Origin of the sequence: Nocardia sp. NPDC059180, assembly GCF_042754945.1 — a bacterium.
Classification (GTDB): domain Bacteria; phylum Actinomycetota; class Actinomycetes; order Mycobacteriales; family Mycobacteriaceae; genus Nocardia.
In genome coordinates this window covers 58,948-75,101 of sequence record NZ_JBHZBU010000010.1, presented here as the reverse complement: position 1 = coordinate 75,101, position 16,154 = coordinate 58,948, and the positions used below count along the sequence as shown (strand labels likewise).

Genomic DNA, 16,154 nt, shown 5'->3' with positions numbered 1-16,154 from the left:
CATAGCCCTGCGCTGAACCTCGGGCTGACGCGACAGACGGAGCAAGTCGCAAGCGGCGGACTGGAAAACGGGCACGGGAACGTTTCGAGCTATTCAGTGCGTCCGCGCACGCTGATTCCATGCCAGGACGACTGGATTTGCCGAGGCCCCATAGCGCTACATCACGAGCCTGGTTGGCGATGGATGACGCGCCTCAGCCGCCGAGCCCGCCTTGCCGCCGCCTGCAGGCAGACTGGCCGCCAAACGATAAGGTACGCAGGAGTCGGTTGAGTGGACCGCTCAAGTACAGAGGGGTGGTTTTCCTATGGTGGACGAGACCAACATCCTCGACCAGCTGATCACGCAGGTTGGGGACGAGTCGCTACGAAGTCGGATCGCTCGCGAGGTTGAGCTGCTTCGTGGGTCACGTCGATTCGGATTGGTCTTCGATCGCCACTTGCCCGAGTCTGTGCGACTGACCGACTATCCGGTCCGAAAAGGTATCCGGGTGTCCTTGCGGGACGAATCCACAACGGCGACATGGACGGTCCTCGGATTCACCGACACCTCACGGTCCGTTGCGGTACTCGATGGTGATGGCGGCGAGCGTCCAGTCGGCGATCTCGTGGTGGTCCGCGAGTTCGGGGAGCCGATATACCCTGGCCTATCAACAGTCGAGCGGATCCAGCGAGGGGCTGACGATGCTCCGTGGCATGTCGTCATCAAGGGCGAAAACTTCCATGCACTGCAGGCGCTGCGTTCGACTCATCGTGGCAAGGTTGACCTCATTTACATCGACCCGCCGTATAACACCGGCAACGATGGCTGGATCTACAACGATCGGTATGTCGACCAGAATGACCGGGCCAAGTCTTCGAAGTGGCTCTCATTCCTGGAGCGTCGGCTGCTGGTCGCTCGTGATCTTCTGAAGCCGACCGGCGTTGTAATTGTTGCTATCGGAGACGAGGAGCATCACCGTCTGAGAATGCTGCTCGATCAAGTATTTGGCTCCGGAAACTTTCTTGCGAATATTACATGGCAAGGAGCGGGCAAGAATGATGCGCGGTACACTGCCGGGGGCGTCGACTATATGCTTCTGTATGCCCGTGACGAAGATTCGCTGAGTGCCGCAGATATTCGTTGGCGTGAGCCGAAACCCGGGCTAGGCCTCGCGCTTTCGGCTGCTGACCGCTCCTGGGCCGATTCATCGTATGATCCAATTGTTGCGACGACAAAATACCGGGCAGCTCTTCGCCGTTTAAGAGATCAGTTGGAGCCTGCAGTCTTCCGCTACGATCAAATCGACAGCGAGGGCCGAGCCTTTCAGGCGACCAGTTTGGTTAGTCCTAATCCCCGCGAGAATCTGAAGTATCAGGTTGATCACCCCGTGACTGGCAATGCCGTGCCTACGCCAGTGAACGGATGGCGTTACTCACGTGATACAATGAAGTCATTGATTGACGATAATCGAATATTGTTCGGGTCAGATGAAACGACAACACCTCGACTTAAGCGATTTCTCGCCGACCAGGAGGATCGTGTTCTTTACCCGACATTTACTGAATCCCGAATGGCTGGATCGAAACGGCTTGAAACAATCCTGGGTGATCGTCGCTTTCCGAACCCAAAGGACGTAGAAGTCATTATGCGATGGATGGGGCCCCTGGCTCCTCCGAACGCTCTGATTTTGGATTTCTTCGGTGGCTCGGGCACTACCACCGAGGCGGCTATGCGGCTCAACGCTCAGGATGGAGGTAGCCGACAGTCGATCCTGGTGACGAACAATGAGGTCGGGGCTAAGCAGGCTAGCGCGATGCGCAAGGGTGGTGCCCATCCCGGCGATCCGGCTTGGGAGGCGAAAGGCGTCTTCGAGCATGTCTGCCGACCTCGCATCTCCACGGTCGCGACCGGCAAGCGTCCTGACGGCTCGGTGTACTCGGACGGATTGGAAGCAAACGTCGAGTTCTTCGAACTGACCTACCTTGATCCTGGCCGCGTCCGGCGTGGATCAGAGTATTCGGCAGTTGCACCGCTGATGTGGTTGGAGGGTGGGGCACGAGGCGAGAGGATTCAAGCCATCCCTGAGGTGGGCTGGGCCTTGACCGAGTCTTACGGCGTGCTGTTCACGATCGATGCATTGAAACCGTTCGCGACGGCCGTTGCCGAGACCGCAACAACCGACTCGGTACTGCAAGTGCTGTTCATCATCACCGACTCGCCAGCCGAGTACCAGGCGGCGGTCGAGCAGCTCCCGGTTGGCATCGAGACGGTGCAGCTGTACTCCGACTACCTGTCGAACTACACGATCAATATCGGTGGGAGGACTCGGTGAAGTTCACGCTGGAGGAGTACCAGGACAAAGCTGTTGACAGCATCCTGTCCTCCCTCGCGAAAGCTCGGAACGGCTACCGCGAGGACGGTGAACGGACAGCTGTCGGGCTGACGGCGCCGACCGGGGCTGGCAAGACCGTGATCGCCACCGCTGTGCTGGAAGACCTGTACTTCGGCACATCCACCCGCGACCCGCAGCCGGGTTTGACCGTGCTGTGGCTTACCGATGACCGGGCGCTGAATGCGCAGACGATCAGCAAGATCCTGACGGCATCCGGTGGCCGTATCGATGCCAATCGGGTGCGGTTCCTAGGCGAAACGGACGAGCGGACACTCGAAGCGGGATACATCTATTTCGTGCATATCCAAGCGCTGCAGAAGAATTCGACGTTGCATGCCGTCCGCGCAGATGGCACTCGAAACGACAAGCGTAGTTACGGCGCATGGGACATGATTGCCAACACGATCCAGGACCGGGGCGCTGATTTTTTGGTCATCTGGGACGAGGCACACCGCGGGTCCGGGACGACGAAGACCGAGCGGAAGTCGATTGCCGGCACCATTGTCGATGGCGGTCAGACCAACATCGGCACCGTCCAGCCACCGGCCCCCGTCGTGTTGGGGATATCAGCGACGCCGGATCGGTTTCAGGCCGCCATGTCGGCGGCCGGGCGCACGATCCGGCTGGCCGAAGTGCCGCCAGGCGACGTCAGAGAATCTGGTCTGCTCAAGGACCGGATCCTCCTTCGGAATATCGCCGAGTCGCAGTCGGCCGACAACACGATGCTCGGACTTGCCGTCAAGGACCTGCGCGATGCGGATCAAGCGTGGCGTACGCATCACGAACACACCGGCGACCGGCTTGTTGAGCCGCTGCTCGTCGTGCAGGTGGAGCCGAAGGTGACCGAGTCCCGGCTCGCCGAGATTCTGTCCGTCATCGAATCAGCTTGGCCGGAACTCACGGACTATTCGGTGGCGCACGCGTTCGGCGATCCACACGGACCGCTCAAGGTCGGCGACAAAACGGTCCGGTACCTCCCACCGGAAGCTATCGCGGGCGATGACAAGGCTCGCGTCGTGCTATTCAAATCAGCTCTGACCACTGGTTGGGACTGCCCGCGCGCCGAGGTGCTGGTGTCGTTCCAAGGCAAGGAGTCCTACACCGAAATCGCTCAGCTGATCGGCCGACTGGTCCGAACGCCGCTCGCGAAACGGGTCGATGGCGGCGATGACCGCCTCAATGAGGTTGTCGCATACTTGCCAGGGTTCAAGACCGATCACGTCGTTCGTGTCGTCAACGCGCTCACCGAAGACGAGAACGTCAAGGTCGAGATTCTGATCACGCCGGAGGTCTGTGTCCGATCGCCCGCGGTTCCGAATGCTGTATTCGAACTCCTCGATACGCTGCCGTCGTTCACCCGCCCGAAGGCGGTCTTCGCGAACCGAACGACACAGCTCGTGCGGCTGGCAGCCGCGCTCAACGAGCATGGCCTCGTGCCGAACGCGTCCTTGAAGGTTCGTTCCTGGATCGTCGATCAGATGCGGGCTGGTGACAGCCAGCAGAAGGAAGAGATCGATGCCAAGGTCAAGGATATTCTGTCGTTGAGACTCGGTACGACAGTCGTCAGCTATGGCGAAGCACTCATGCTGAGCGTGGGCGAGGAAGAAGCTACTATCGCCGAGCGGGACCTCGACGGGTACTACGCCCGAGCGGTTCGCCTCCTTCCTGACGGCTCGGCGTCCTGGTATTACAACGACTTATGTGATCGGGACTATGACGAGGTCGACGCAGGCGTGAGGGTCACGGCCATGGCGCAGCTGGGTTTCAAGGGCCTCATCGAGGAGCAGGCCGCCGCTCTTATCGACATGTGGCGCGATCAGCACCAATCCGCGGTTTCGCGCATGCAGCGGTCGACGCGCGATTTGATCGAGCCGTTGTGGTATCTCGGCACCACGCCGATGCATCCGACCACGGTCGAAGCACGCGACGCGTATCCCGCGTCGACGGAGCGGATCAAGGGCAATGCGACCGAGTCGATCGGCACCTACCCGGGTCACCTGTACGTCATCCCTGCTGGCAAGCAAAACGCCGGCCGGTTCCCAGTCGACACGTCGCGGTCATCATGGGAGGAAGCTGTCCTGGCCGCGGAGCTGGGTCCTTCGACGTTGGTTGGCTGGTATCGGAACCCATCCTCTGGCCGGAACGCGCTCGCCATCCCGTACGAGTTCGGGGATAAGTTCCAGCTGATGCACCCCGACTTCCTGTTCTGGCACGACGACGGTGGCAGCGACTACGTCATGGACATAGTAGATCCGCACCGCCATGACCTTGCCGACACCGCGGCGAAATGGGCAGCGCTGGCTCGATATGCCCAGGATCATGGTGACCGAATCCGACGATGCCTGGCGGTCATCAAGGTCGGGGACCAGCTCCGCGCATTGCCCCTCACCGATCCGGGCATCGGGAAGAGAATCGGTGCCGCCACAAATAAGAGCCTGGTAGAAGCCGTATTCGATAGCGATGGGATGGACTACGCATAGCGGTCCGACCGAGCAGGAGACACAGCGTTGGCGCTAGTCGCGGGTTCGGCCATGTCCGGGACGGATCATCGGGCTCCGACGTGGTCAGTGCGACGGCCGGGGAATGACCGATGACACGGCTTGGCGACCTGAGCTTCAGCGGTAGGTGGGGTCATTGTCTTCGCGATGGTCTTGGAGGGTTCGGTCTAGGAGGGATTGGAGGTGGGACTGGAGGTCGGGGGTGTTGGTGGGGGTGGATTGGATGGAGGCGGTGGTGCGGATTCGGTAGCGGCCTTCGGGGTAGTCGATGAGGTGGAAGTCGCGGGTGGGGGTGGGGCGGTTGTCGAAGGCGGGGCCGGGGTAGACGGCTATGTGGGCGACGGTGGTGCGGGGGCGTTCGAAGAAGCGGGTGATTCGGTCGTGTTGTGGGCGCGGGGCGTCGTCGCGGAAGCGGGTGAAGGGGGCGTCTTCGGGGGATTCGATGTCGGTGCGGTTGATCTGGAAGGGGCGGGCGGTGCCTTGGGGGGCTTCGGGGAGGGCGGCGATGATGCGGCGGGCGGCGTTGTGGGCGCGCAGGTATTCCATGCGGACGGCGCCGCCGGTGTTCGGTTTCGCGGTGGGTTGCTGGGTGAGGATGACTGCGCCGCCGCCGGATACGGCGGCGTGGATGCGCAGCATGGCGGTGGGGTCGGCGTCGGCGCGGGGCATGATCGGGGTTGCGGCGCCGGCGAATCCGGCGATTTCGATGCGGGCTTCGGGTTCGACGAGCACTCGCAGGGGGCCGTAAATGTCTTCGTCGAGAATGGATTGGATGCGGGTGGCGGCGGATTTGTAGGCGCGGTCGTAGGCGTCGGCGGTGTCTTCGGACGGGCGGTATTGCAGTGGGTACGGGAGGATGTCGCGGCCGATGGCGTGCCAGAGCACGGTCAGTTCCAGGCCGGACATCGTCCAGGTTTTTTGCGTCATTGATTTCCGCCCGGCGCTATTCGCCCAGGACCGGCGGCACGGTCTTGGGTCGATGCTCCGGATCGAGGCCGGTCAGCTCTTCACCGTTGCGCTGATTCACCAGCGCTTCGGCGATCGCCGACTTGCCCTTTTCGTTCTCCTCGTCGCCCTTTCCGCCGCGGGCGCCGGGCGGCATCATCGGGCCCATAGCCATGGGACGAGCGCCGCCGCGGGGTGCCGCACCCGCACCGGTGGTGGCGGCGCCGATACCGGGTCCGCCGGTGCCGGGTAGGGATCGTCCGGGGCCGCCGGGGGCTGCGCCGCCCGGGACGCCGGAAACTGAGCCGCCCGCACGGGATCCGGATCCCGTGCCGCCTGCGTCGGAGCCGCCGCCCGAGCCGGAGCCGAGGGTGCCCGTACCGAGACCGCCTGGGGCGTAGCCGGTCCCGGCAAGGCTGCCGGTGCCAGTGGAGGCCGCGGTGGTGGAGGCGGGTGTGGTGCCGATGCCCGAGGTGGTGTTGTTGTTCACGGTCGACGGGTTGGTCGACGGGTCGACGCCCGCAGTCGTCGTGTCGTCGGTGTCCTCGCCGGTGGTGCCGGGGCCTTCTTCTTCCTCGTCGCCGCCGGGGGTGGCCGGCGGATCCCATTGGCCGCCGCCGCGCTCGTCGGGCGGCCATGAACCGGGCGGGGGCACGACCGGAGGAACGGTGCCGGGATCGTGGACAGGGTTGTAGGCGAGTGGGATTCGTGGCTGGCCGGTGTCGCCTTCGCGGATGCCGGGTTGATAGACCTTCTCGAGGATGGTGTAGGTCGCGAGCTCGGCCGCGTTGGTGCGGTCTTCGTTCATTTTCCAGGTCGGGCCGGGCGTCCAGCTGGCGACCTTGCTGCCCCATCCGCTGGTGTCCGGACTTGGCTGCACATTGGCCTTGGTGACCTCGACAGCCGACTTCACCAACTCGACCTTGCCCGCGACGATCTTCGTCCCCGAGACCAGGTTCCCGGCCTTCTCGACATAGTCGACGATCCCCTGAGCGGCGGCCTTCTTCGACTGGCCCTCCCAGGTGTCTTCCATCGCCGCAAGGATTTTCGGCCCGAAGGTGCTGAGCCCCTGCTCCAGCTTGTCGGCCCGCGACTGCCACGCCTGATGCAACGTGGTCATCGCCGCGACATCGACGGCCTGTGCTTTGCGGTACAACTCGTCCAGATCTTCGCTGCGAACATTGCCGAACAAGCTGTCAGGAATGCGCGGATCATGAAACTCGCCGTCAAAATGGTTATCGGCCAGATCTTTGATACGGTTGCGCGCCGCGATCGATTCCGGACTCTGATCGCCGAGCGCGACAGCCAAAGCGTTTGCGGCGGCATCGAATTCATTGTTGGAGGTCAGGACGGCACCTAGAGGTCCGGACAAAACCAGCTTGCCGACATTCGACACGACCGTCTCGAACGATGGAAGACCGAGCATTTCGAACCCCCCTGTGGTTAAACGCCGTTGTAGCCTTGAGAATTGCTGGAATCCTGCTCTTGCAGACGATCTAGAGTTACTTGGATGGTATCGCCCATGAGCGCCAAGACCCGGAGGTGGTCCGCGAGTGCGGTGTCCAGGTCGCCATCACCACCTGCATCGATCGCCTTCAATCCCAGAAGTTTCGCCAGCTCTTTTCCACACTCGAATTCGCCGAGTCCGGTCACGTTCGCCATCTGACTTATGCCTTGTCGAACGCCTTCGTATACCTCGATCTGGTCGTCGATCGCGGTGCGGCAACTTTTCGCCACTGCATCGTCGAGGTAAAGGCTTCCAGCCTTCGCCTCATCGGAAAGGTGCTGCCATAAGGAGATGTCGTCTTGCATTCCCACAGCCTTGCCCACTTTCTCTAACTGGGAAAGATTGGAACCAGCGCCTCTGCGGCGGAGAGGGCGATCTCACACGAATCGCGGACGTCTTCCGTGAGAGTCGATTTGTACGCCGATACCTCCAAAGTTTGCGCACCTGAGGGAAAGGCTATATAGCACTCACTCTTATCCTCGTCGTGCGACTTCCGAAACTGGATGCCAGTACGCCCTGCAACTGAAAGTTCTTCGTATTCGATGTTGTTCGAATCGCTCTTGATGTCTTCGAGGCTGTGAGTGGTCGACCACGCTCCGACGGTGTAATTCGACCTCGTCGGCTTGTCCTTCCACGAGCACAACTCCCACCCCTCGACGTTCTCCACCCCAGCGATGGTGTTGTCTTCGGTAGAAGGATCCACCCCGATCCGCACGAGCACGTCGTCGCTAATCTGGCACGGATCCCACAAGGCCTCCTCGGCCGCTGCCTGGTCCGTGGTGGCAGTTGGCGTCGCGGTGCCCTCGTTTGCGGAGCCACACCCGGCGGCCGCCAGCAAGGCTCCCGCCAGCACCGCAACCACTGCCGTCTTTCGTCGTCCCACCGCTGCTCCCGTTCAGCCGCCGATTGATCCGCTCGTAGTGTAGGACGCACGGATAGCCGGATCGGTTCCATCGACTTGCACGTGCGGTCGCACAGTTCGCCCACCACGCACCGCAAGGCGACGATCGACGTTCATCCAGGTCGTCGAGCGGCACCTGAGCCTGGTGTCTTCTCGCTATTCGCTACGCTCAGGCGCCACTCGCGATATATCGGCAGGTTCCCGCCCGGTGAGCGAGACTAGCGGTCGAAGTCACCCGATCGCAGTGCGCTCGCGAACACATCCCACTGGTCCGGAGCAAAGACCAACGCAGGCCCGGCGGGGTTCTTCGAGTCACGTACGCCAACGCGCCCACCCCGGAGCCAGGCCACCTCTACGCAGTCGGTCTGGCCACCGCTGTAGCTGCTCTTGAACCAAGTCGTACCGCCTAGATCCGTAATCACGCTTCATACTCCCTTGCAACCCGCCGGAGCAGGTCTCGCGATTTCACTTCATCGTGCGAAGTGCTTCGTACAGTCGAAGCAAGCTCATCGTAGCGCCGGTAGTCATCAGCGCTCTCGAGGTAAATATCCGGTTTCCCGTGCCCCTCGAAGTAGACCAAAGGTGGTTCTATCGGCGTGCCCTTGGCGCCGGTACCGAACTTCAAGATTACGAACGGGCCGTGTAGCAACCCCCGGGCATACCCAGCACTGAACGGATGGATCCGAATGCTGATGTTCGGCCGTTTGCCGATCTCGGCCAAGTGTCGCAGTTGTGCAGCCATCACCCGGGGTCCGCCCACGACCCGGTGGAGCGCAGACTCGTGGAGCAGCAGTTCCAGATGAACCGGATCGGCCTTTCGGGTGATGATTGACTGTCGTCGCATCCTCAGTTCCACACGACGCTCAATGTTCTCCGGGCAGTCATCCCTGTAGAAGTCACTGATCAAGGCCCGCGCATAGTCTGGGGTCTGTAGCAGACCAAGAACAATCTCTTGATACGAGATCAGCTGGCGCGCTGCGGCTGTCAACTCGACGTGCATGTTGAATGTCGGGTCGCTATAGAGACCGGCAAACGCCGAGTACCAAGACGTGACCCTCGACTGCTTGGCCAACTCGACCGCATCAAATGCGGCCGCCTTTGGCACCTCGTAGAGATCGCACAGAGCTTGCACGTCGACCGCCCGGACCTTCTGAGTCTTCGCTGCCTCGATGCGTTGCAGAGCCGCTTGACTCAGTTCTACGAGCGCCGCCGCCTTGGCGATGCTCAACCCCACGCCTTCGCGCTTCTCTCGCAGGAATCGGGCCAGCTGCCGTCTGGGCAGGGTCGATGGTTCCGTTGCGTCATCGTTCGTCATCGGCGCACCACCGGTGCGAAATCGAACCAAATGGAACCCCGAAATCGAATCAACCCGCGACGACGATCGAGTCCCACTCTGGAGCTTTCGACCAACTGAGTTCGGCCCATTCGATTCTCCTTGGCTATGAGTAGCGAACATGGTGTCCTGGTGTCAGCATTCGAGCATCACCGCAGGTCACAACCCTCATGAATCCCACTGTTCCACAACACTATCTGTGGGCAGTTCGCTTCGACGGCAAGTGTGCCGATAGTTCTGCCCCCTCGAAGAGGATTCGTTGCCGTGACCCGCTCGGATGGCCGCGCATCTCACCCATCGATCAGATCCACGGAGGGACCATGTCATCCCCGCACACCGCCGGACCCGCGCCGAGCGGCGACTGCAGCACAGTCATCGGGTTCGTTCGTACTGAAATCTCCGGGCCGCACGCTGCTCGTCACGCGGCCGAAATCCAGCGTTACGCAACCAGATCGGGGCGCAGCTACATCTACACCGTGCGTCCGCCGGCCGACTGCCCCGACCCGACCGGCTATGTCCTCAGGTTTGCGGCAGCCCATTCCGTCGACACCATCGTGGTCTTCGACCTCGCCCACACGAACCACACCCCAGCCCGCGTCTGCGACGCCGGCTTCCACCTCGAAACCGTCTGCCCACCCACCCTCTGGACCCGCACCACCCCACCACCACCCGCCCCACATTCCAATCAACGCCGCCCCGCCCCAACTGCCACCACCTCCGCACGACGGAGACATCAGACCGGCGACACGCCGCAGAGCCCAGGCTCATGTCTCCCTCGTCGCGGCACGCAGCCACCGCGGTCGAATCCGGCTATCCCGCAGCCAGAGCGGGTGGTTGCGTGAGGGGGTTCGAGGGCGGGTTCGCGCCGCCGATGGTGTGTGGGATGGCCGATGCGGAGTCGGCGCATCGGCTGATGCGGCGGCATCGGGAGTGCCGGATCGAGCGGTGCGCCTGGAAGTGGGTCGCGTACTGCACATTGGTGCACCTCGGGCGGCTCGCGCCGCAAACACTGAGCGCACGGGAACGGGCCTACTTGCGGGGCATCGAGTTCCCCTCTGCGGGTTCGAGTTCCCACAGCCGGACCGTCGCACCCGTCTCGGCCGCACCCACGCCGGACGGCAACAGCACGGCCCTGACTGCCATGACCGACGTCGCGACCCTGCGCCAAGTACTCGACGGGCTCATACGCACGACCAACGATGAGGGCCGAGCGACATGACCGCAGTGGATTCGTGGCACATTCTCTCCAGTGTCGCTTCGGTACTGGCCGGATGCGGTATCGCGGTGCTCATCATCGGATGCTTGTGGCCGACCGACTCGCCGCAGCACACGCCCGCACATCGGCGCGGCGCCACGTCGAGTCACGTGCGGACGATCGTCCGGCCCACGGCGTGGACCTGCGATCTCCCGTTGGCGCCGTTGACCATCGACGACGCGCACCAAGCCATGCGCCATCATCGCGAACACGATTGCGCCCGCAAGCGGGCCGCGTTCGCCACGCTGGTCGCGGCCGGGCGGATCAGACCCGATTCGTCGCGCCGGTACCCCCGGTGGGAGCTGTCGTGAACCATGTCGTCATCACCGGGGGCGCCGGGTTCATCGGCTCACATCTGTGCCGGGCGCTGCTCGATCGGGGCGACCACGTCACGGCTGTGGACGATCTGCGCGGCGCGGGCACTCGGGCCATCGCCGACCTGCTCGAGTATCCGCTGTTCACCCTGCGCACTACCGACGTGACCGCGCTTGGCGCGTTCGCCGAACTCGACACCGTCACCCATGTCGTGCACCTCGCGGGCGGGACGCGGGAGCGGGCACGGCATCCGGTCGACGCCATCAGGACCGCGTCGACCGGCACGCTGGCCGTGCTGGATCTGGGTGCCGCCCACGATGCCCGCATCGTCATCGTGTCCGGGCCGCGCGCCCGCGAGGAACCGCGCGGACACCGGCCCGCAGCTCATTCCGGGCCGGACGGGGACTGTGCCCGGATGGCGATCGAACTGATCACCGAAGCCGCGGCCCGCCACTATCCCGGCGCGAACGTCGCGATCGCGCGGCCGTTCGAGGTGTACGGGCCGCATCTATGGCCGGGGCGCGGTGTGAGCGCCGCGATCTGCGCGGCGGCGCTGCGCGATCAGACGATCCACCTCGATGATGAAGCACGGTCATTCGTCTATGTGGCCGATACGGTTGCCGCGTTGGTCGCGCTGCTCGACAGCGACACACCCGGTCCCGTGGACGTCGGCGCCCAACCGACCAGACTCGCCGAATTCGCCCGCACCGCAGTCGAGATCGCCGGCAGCGGCTGGGTGGAGGTCTGCCGATCGACACCCTCGCACCCCACCCCACGGCAACCCGATCTCACCCGTACCAAGGCGCTGCTGGGCTGGCAACCGGCCACACCCCTGCATACCGGACTGCATCACACGGTGAACTGGATGCAGACGACGCTTCGCCGCCGAGGCGCCCCACCATGACATCGCAGACCGCCACGCCGGTGGCCGCCGGTACTGGTGTCTGGATCGGACCCGAAAAGCGTGGTCAGGCCGTACTGTTGAGGCAGGGGCGAGGGATCCGGCGGCACGGCGCTCAGTGGCCCCGCAATTTCGAGGAGGGGCCATGTCGGAGGACGGCGACCGCGAAAAGTCGGAGCGGCGAACCGATTCGCCTTCTGGGCAACCTGTACCGAATCCACAGTCGTCGTCGCCGGAGTCGCAGCCGTTCACCGGATCGAATCCGACAGCCGCCGCCGGACCGGGCCAACCCGCGATTCCGCAGCCACCGGTGCCGTCGAACCGACCGCCCGGCCAGCACCCGCCCACGGGATCAACACCGGCCGTACCGGGCCCTCCTGCCACCCATCCTCCGCATGCCCAATACTCGCCTCCTCCGGCTATGCCGCCGAGTTCCTACCCACCACAGGCCCAGCCGCATCCAGGCTCGTATCAGGCTTCGGCACAAGGGCATTCGGGACGATCTCCGTACGCGAACCCGCAGCACGGCGGACAGATGCCGGGCGGCGGACCGCATCCATCACAACTCGGCGGGCAGACGCCGGGCGGCGGGCCATTTCCCCCGCAGCCCGGACGACAGGAGCCGCCCACCGGGCCATTTCGCCCGCAACACGGCGGACAGATGCCCGGTGGCGGACCATTTCCGCCGCAAACCGGCGGTCAGACACCGGGTGGTCGACCGTTCCCACCACAACCCGGCGCCCAGGCACCAGGCGGCGGACCATTTCCGCCGCAACACGGCGGACAGACACCAGGCAGCGGACCGGTCCCACCACAACTGGGCGGACCGGGGCCAGGTGGGCCGTTTCCACCGTATCCGGGTCCGGGGTACGGATTCGATCCGCGGCAAGGCGGGCCGATGCTCGCCGCAGCCCCGCCGACGCGCTCACGCCGCCGCCCGTGGCTCATCGCGTCGCTGGTGATCCTGGTCGTCTGCGCGCTCGGGATCGGTGGTGGGGTGGCGATCTGGCGGCTCACCGGCAACGAGCCGAGTGCCGAGCAGCGTGGCCGGGCTGCTCTGGCCACCGCCCAGCTGCGTCTGCTGGATACGCCTGCCACGCATTTCACCGGAACGATGAAACCGAAAGGTGCCTCGGCAGATCGGCTCCGGGTAGATCTCACCGTCACCAATGTCGGCGATGCGACGGGCAAGGTATCGGTGCGTGACGGCGTGGAGCTGGACTATCTCGGTGTCGGCGGGAAGTCCTTTCTCCAGGGCGACGAGCAGGCATGGCTCGCGTTCGGCGAATCCGCGGACAACGCCGCCCGCTACGCGGGAGTACCGGTGCTGGTCGGCCCCGATCGCTTCGGGTTCGATCTGGCGAGCACCTTGGCGCCTGCGCGGCTGGCGCTGGCGCTCGACCCCGATGCGCAGCACAGCGAAGACGTCACCATCGGGGAACCGATCGAGATCGATGGCCACGAGTCCACGCCGATCACCAGCGGCTCAATCACCACCTACCTGAGCAACCTCGATGCGGCGGACGAGCCGAGCACCGGCGGATCCGATCGGCCGGTCATCGACCGCATCGTCAGCGCGTCAGCGTCGGATGAACCCGGCGCCGACGAACCGGAGCTGCCCGAATTCATTCTCGATCCGACGCCCGGCGAAGCCGACGATGCCCAGGGCATCTACGAGGAGCTGCCCGGCCGGGTGGACGGTCTCGGTGATGCCGTCGATTCCCGGGTGACGCTTGGCGGCAATGTCAACGGCCACTTCTTGCAGAACCCGTGCATGGGCACCTGCACGATCCAGTTCGTCATCAGCAATACGGTGAACACCTCGCCCGATATGCGAGTCACCACGGTCGCCTTCGATTACACCGTCACCATGCAGTCGTCGGTGCCGATCGCGCTCGGAGCCGGGTGCAACGGCAGCGGCACCATGCCGGCCAACGGCTCGACCACGCTGTCGTGCAGCGCGTCCTACAACCCGCAGCTGATCCCGGCCGGACAGACCAGGCCGATCACGGCCACCATCCAGATCACCGTGCGCGCGCTCGATCCACAGCAGGTCACCGAACTTCACGACCGGACGATCGACCGTGGCCGGAAGGTCAAGGACATCGCCGAGGAAGCGCCGGACAGCTACCGGCGATACGCCGAAACCGGCGGCACTCTGCCGAAGCCGAAGTGGACCCAGCGCTATGACCGCGCGAACAGTTCGGCGCAGGAACGCGGCAGCGCCGGGCAGCCGATGCGCGAGGATCAGGTCGCGAAGGTATCGAGCGTCATGGATCGCCTCGGCATATCCGGGCCTGATCAACAGCGCACGATCCAGGCGCTGCGCAATGCGCGCAGCACCCCGATGGGCGCCGAGGCCGCCGACATCATCGGGAAGGGCCATCTCGCCGGCGCCGAAGGCTTCAAGGATCTGGTGTCCAAGTTCCGTGGACCCGCCGCTGCCCGGCCCGCGGCCATGCAGGAGCTGCGCCTCGGCGACGAGTTGTATAGGCGGGGCAGCCGTGAGCTGGTGTTCGGGCGGACAAAGGAGGGTCAGGGGCGCTACGACATCGATGTCGGCGTCAAGGGAGCCGACGGCCGGGTGCTCTTCGCCTATCAGGCCAAGGAGGTCTCCTCGATCAAGGGCATCCGGTCGGCGTCGGCGTCGGTCGTCAAACAGTTGGTGGACGCACCCGCCGAACGGAAGGTCGGCGTGCTGGAGGTGGCCGCGCCGTCGACCGCGCTGGATACCGATACGCTGCGATCGCTGACCGACAGATCCACCTCCAGCGGTATCGCCTTTGTTCTGCGCTTTTCCGATGGCAAGGAGTTGACCATTCCCGACGGCGCGAAAGTCTTCCCGGAATGACCGCGGCCGATCCGCTGCGGGCTCCGGCGTTCTCGTTCGGGTGGACCTGGTGGCCTACCGACGTCGGAGAGGGTGTGGCTGCCCAGTTCGAGCTGGCGGCGCGGCTCGCGGCCTGCGCCGAGCGACACGGCGTTCTCTCTCCGTCGCAGGTGAGTTGTCGTTGGCTGGTCGAGGACCAGATGGTGCCGGGCGCGCACTCGGCAGTCGCCGTGGCCGGTGACCTCGCCGATCGCGCATTGCCGACGCTGCTGGAATCCGCGCGCCCGGCAGAGGTCCCCGCCCACGCGAGCATCGGCGCGCTGACCGTGACCGGCCCCGGCACTCGCGTCGACGCCTCCGGCACCCCCCACACCGAGGACGACCTGCTGCGGCTGGGTGTGGATCTCACCGGCGCCGAGCCGATGGTCGATCTCGAGGTCTATCACGACATCTGGCTGACCAACGACTTTCGTGGCCGGCCACAACCGGAGATCCACCGCGGCAACGCGCCCCGGCTGGCCGCCACACTTGCCGGCTTCGACACGATGCTGGGCGTCGCGGCCGAGCCAGGACCGCCCTCGACCTTCGGCACCCCGCAACCGCGGGGTATCGAGCCCCCGCTCGACGAGGACGGGGAACCCATGGACGTCTCCGAATGGTTGTGAACCCAGGGCTCGTCCGCGCGATTGCCATCGGGCGACCTCGGCCACGTGGTCTTACACGCGGATCCGAGGCCTGCATTCATCGGCCGAGAACGGCCTGATCCTCAGTCCCGGTCGGGCACCAGTACGCCGAGCAGCCAGTTGACCACCGTGACGATCAGCGCCCCCCAGAACGCGGCCCAGAAGCCGTCGATGCGCAGGCCGTACTCGGTGAACTCGGTGATCCACGCGGTCAGCCACAGCATCAGGGCGTTGACCACCAGCAGGAACAGGCCGAGAGTCACGATGACCAGTGGCAGCGACAGCAATTGCACTATCGGCTTGACGAGGGCGTTGATCGCGGTGAACACCGCCGCGACGGCAAGCAGGGTGACGATCTTGGCGCCGTTGCCCTGATCCTCCGGACTGATGATGTCGATCTTGTCGATCCAGGTCGCGGCCAGCCAGATCGCGAAGGCATTGATGATCAACCGAAGCACAAGCTGCATGGAGCCATGCTAGAGCCCGATACCACGATCCGGGCGGTACCGAGCCGAACCTCCGCGCTTCCGATCGCGATACACGCCCGGGCACGCAGCCACATTCGAGGTGCTGCGAGCCGACCCCAACGGGCGCTTCCGCGCGTGAATCCACCAC

The 16,154-nt window shown here is 64.3% G+C and carries 15 protein-coding genes; 8 read left to right on the top strand and 7 right to left on the bottom strand.

The features are described 5' to 3' along the window. The first annotated feature begins 304 nt into the window (after positions 1-304). Positions 305-2,311, top strand: a complete 2,007-nt coding sequence (locus tag ACFXNW_RS26240) for a site-specific DNA-methyltransferase (RefSeq protein ID WP_379420455.1) — start codon at positions 305-307, stop codon at positions 2,309-2,311. Next, positions 2,308-4,851, top strand: coding sequence for a DEAD/DEAH box helicase (locus tag ACFXNW_RS26235; protein ID WP_379420454.1), 2,544 nt, complete (start codon positions 2,308-2,310; stop codon positions 4,849-4,851). The genes ACFXNW_RS26240 and ACFXNW_RS26235 overlap by 4 nt, the downstream gene beginning before the upstream one ends. 135 nt (positions 4,852-4,986) lie before the next feature. On the opposite strand, the gene ACFXNW_RS26230 is transcribed toward ACFXNW_RS26235, so the two are convergent. Continuing rightward, positions 4,987-5,796: an ESX secretion-associated protein EspG gene (locus tag ACFXNW_RS26230; RefSeq protein ID WP_379420453.1), complete on the bottom strand. Its 810-nt coding sequence runs from the start codon at positions 5,794-5,796 to the stop codon at positions 4,987-4,989. 16 nt (positions 5,797-5,812) lie between these two features. Further along, positions 5,813-6,934 (bottom strand): hypothetical protein, encoded by a 1,122-nt coding sequence (locus ACFXNW_RS26225; RefSeq protein ID WP_379420452.1) that lies wholly within the window; start codon positions 6,932-6,934, stop codon positions 5,813-5,815. Between ACFXNW_RS26225 and ACFXNW_RS26220 the strand changes: the two genes are divergently transcribed. Next, positions 6,920-7,174 carry a hypothetical protein gene (locus ACFXNW_RS26220; protein ID WP_379420451.1) on the top strand — a complete coding sequence of 85 codons (255 nt, stop codon included), beginning with the start codon at positions 6,920-6,922 and terminating at the stop codon, positions 7,172-7,174. The genes ACFXNW_RS26225 and ACFXNW_RS26220 overlap by 15 nt on opposite strands. An 83-nt stretch (positions 7,175-7,257) precedes the next feature. On the opposite strand, the gene ACFXNW_RS26215 is transcribed toward ACFXNW_RS26220, so the two are convergent. From ACFXNW_RS26215 to ACFXNW_RS26200, 4 genes are all read right to left on the bottom strand, one after another. Beyond that, positions 7,258-7,626, bottom strand: a complete 369-nt coding sequence (locus ACFXNW_RS26215; protein ID WP_379420450.1) for a hypothetical protein — start codon at positions 7,624-7,626, stop codon at positions 7,258-7,260. Between the two features lie 23 nt (positions 7,627-7,649). Next, positions 7,650-8,204, bottom strand: a complete 555-nt coding sequence (locus tag ACFXNW_RS26210) for a DUF3558 domain-containing protein (protein ID WP_379420449.1) — start codon at positions 8,202-8,204, stop codon at positions 7,650-7,652. A 236-nt stretch (positions 8,205-8,440) separates the two neighbouring features. After that, complete coding sequence (locus tag ACFXNW_RS26205) at positions 8,441-8,644, bottom strand: DUF397 domain-containing protein (RefSeq protein ID WP_379420448.1); 204 nt, start codon at positions 8,642-8,644, stop codon at positions 8,441-8,443. Further along, the gene (locus tag ACFXNW_RS26200; RefSeq protein WP_379420447.1) at positions 8,641-9,537 is read right to left on the bottom strand and encodes a helix-turn-helix domain-containing protein; all 897 of its coding nucleotides are present in this window, start codon (positions 9,535-9,537) and stop codon (positions 8,641-8,643) included. The genes ACFXNW_RS26205 and ACFXNW_RS26200 overlap by 4 nt, the downstream gene beginning before the upstream one ends. Positions 9,538-10,438: 901 nt before the next feature. On the opposite strand from ACFXNW_RS26200, the gene ACFXNW_RS26195 reads away from it, so the two are divergent. From ACFXNW_RS26195 to ACFXNW_RS26175, 5 genes are all read left to right on the top strand, one after another. Continuing rightward, positions 10,439-10,774 carry a hypothetical protein gene (locus ACFXNW_RS26195; protein ID WP_379420446.1) on the top strand — a complete coding sequence of 112 codons (336 nt, stop codon included), beginning with the start codon at positions 10,439-10,441 and terminating at the stop codon, positions 10,772-10,774. Further along, complete coding sequence (locus ACFXNW_RS26190; RefSeq protein WP_379420445.1) at positions 10,771-11,121, top strand: hypothetical protein; 351 nt, start codon at positions 10,771-10,773, stop codon at positions 11,119-11,121. The genes ACFXNW_RS26195 and ACFXNW_RS26190 overlap by 4 nt, the downstream gene beginning before the upstream one ends. Beyond that, positions 11,118-12,029 carry an NAD-dependent epimerase/dehydratase family protein gene (locus ACFXNW_RS26185; RefSeq protein ID WP_379420444.1) on the top strand — a complete coding sequence of 304 codons (912 nt, stop codon included), beginning with the start codon at positions 11,118-11,120 and terminating at the stop codon, positions 12,027-12,029. Before ACFXNW_RS26190 ends, ACFXNW_RS26185 begins: the two co-directional genes overlap by 4 nt. A gap of 895 nt (positions 12,030-12,924) precedes the next feature. Further along, on the top strand, positions 12,925-14,877 hold the full coding sequence (locus ACFXNW_RS26180; RefSeq protein WP_379420443.1) for a hypothetical protein: 1,953 nt from the start codon (positions 12,925-12,927) through the stop codon (positions 14,875-14,877). After that, positions 14,874-15,521, top strand: coding sequence for a hypothetical protein (locus ACFXNW_RS26175; protein ID WP_379420442.1), 648 nt, complete (start codon positions 14,874-14,876; stop codon positions 15,519-15,521). The genes ACFXNW_RS26180 and ACFXNW_RS26175 overlap by 4 nt, the downstream gene beginning before the upstream one ends. A gap of 101 nt (positions 15,522-15,622) precedes the next feature. Here the strand turns inward: ACFXNW_RS26175 and ACFXNW_RS26170 are convergent, their stop codons facing one another. Continuing rightward, complete coding sequence (locus ACFXNW_RS26170; protein WP_379420441.1) at positions 15,623-16,006, bottom strand: phage holin family protein; 384 nt, start codon at positions 16,004-16,006, stop codon at positions 15,623-15,625. Positions 16,007-16,154 lie beyond the last annotated feature (148 nt).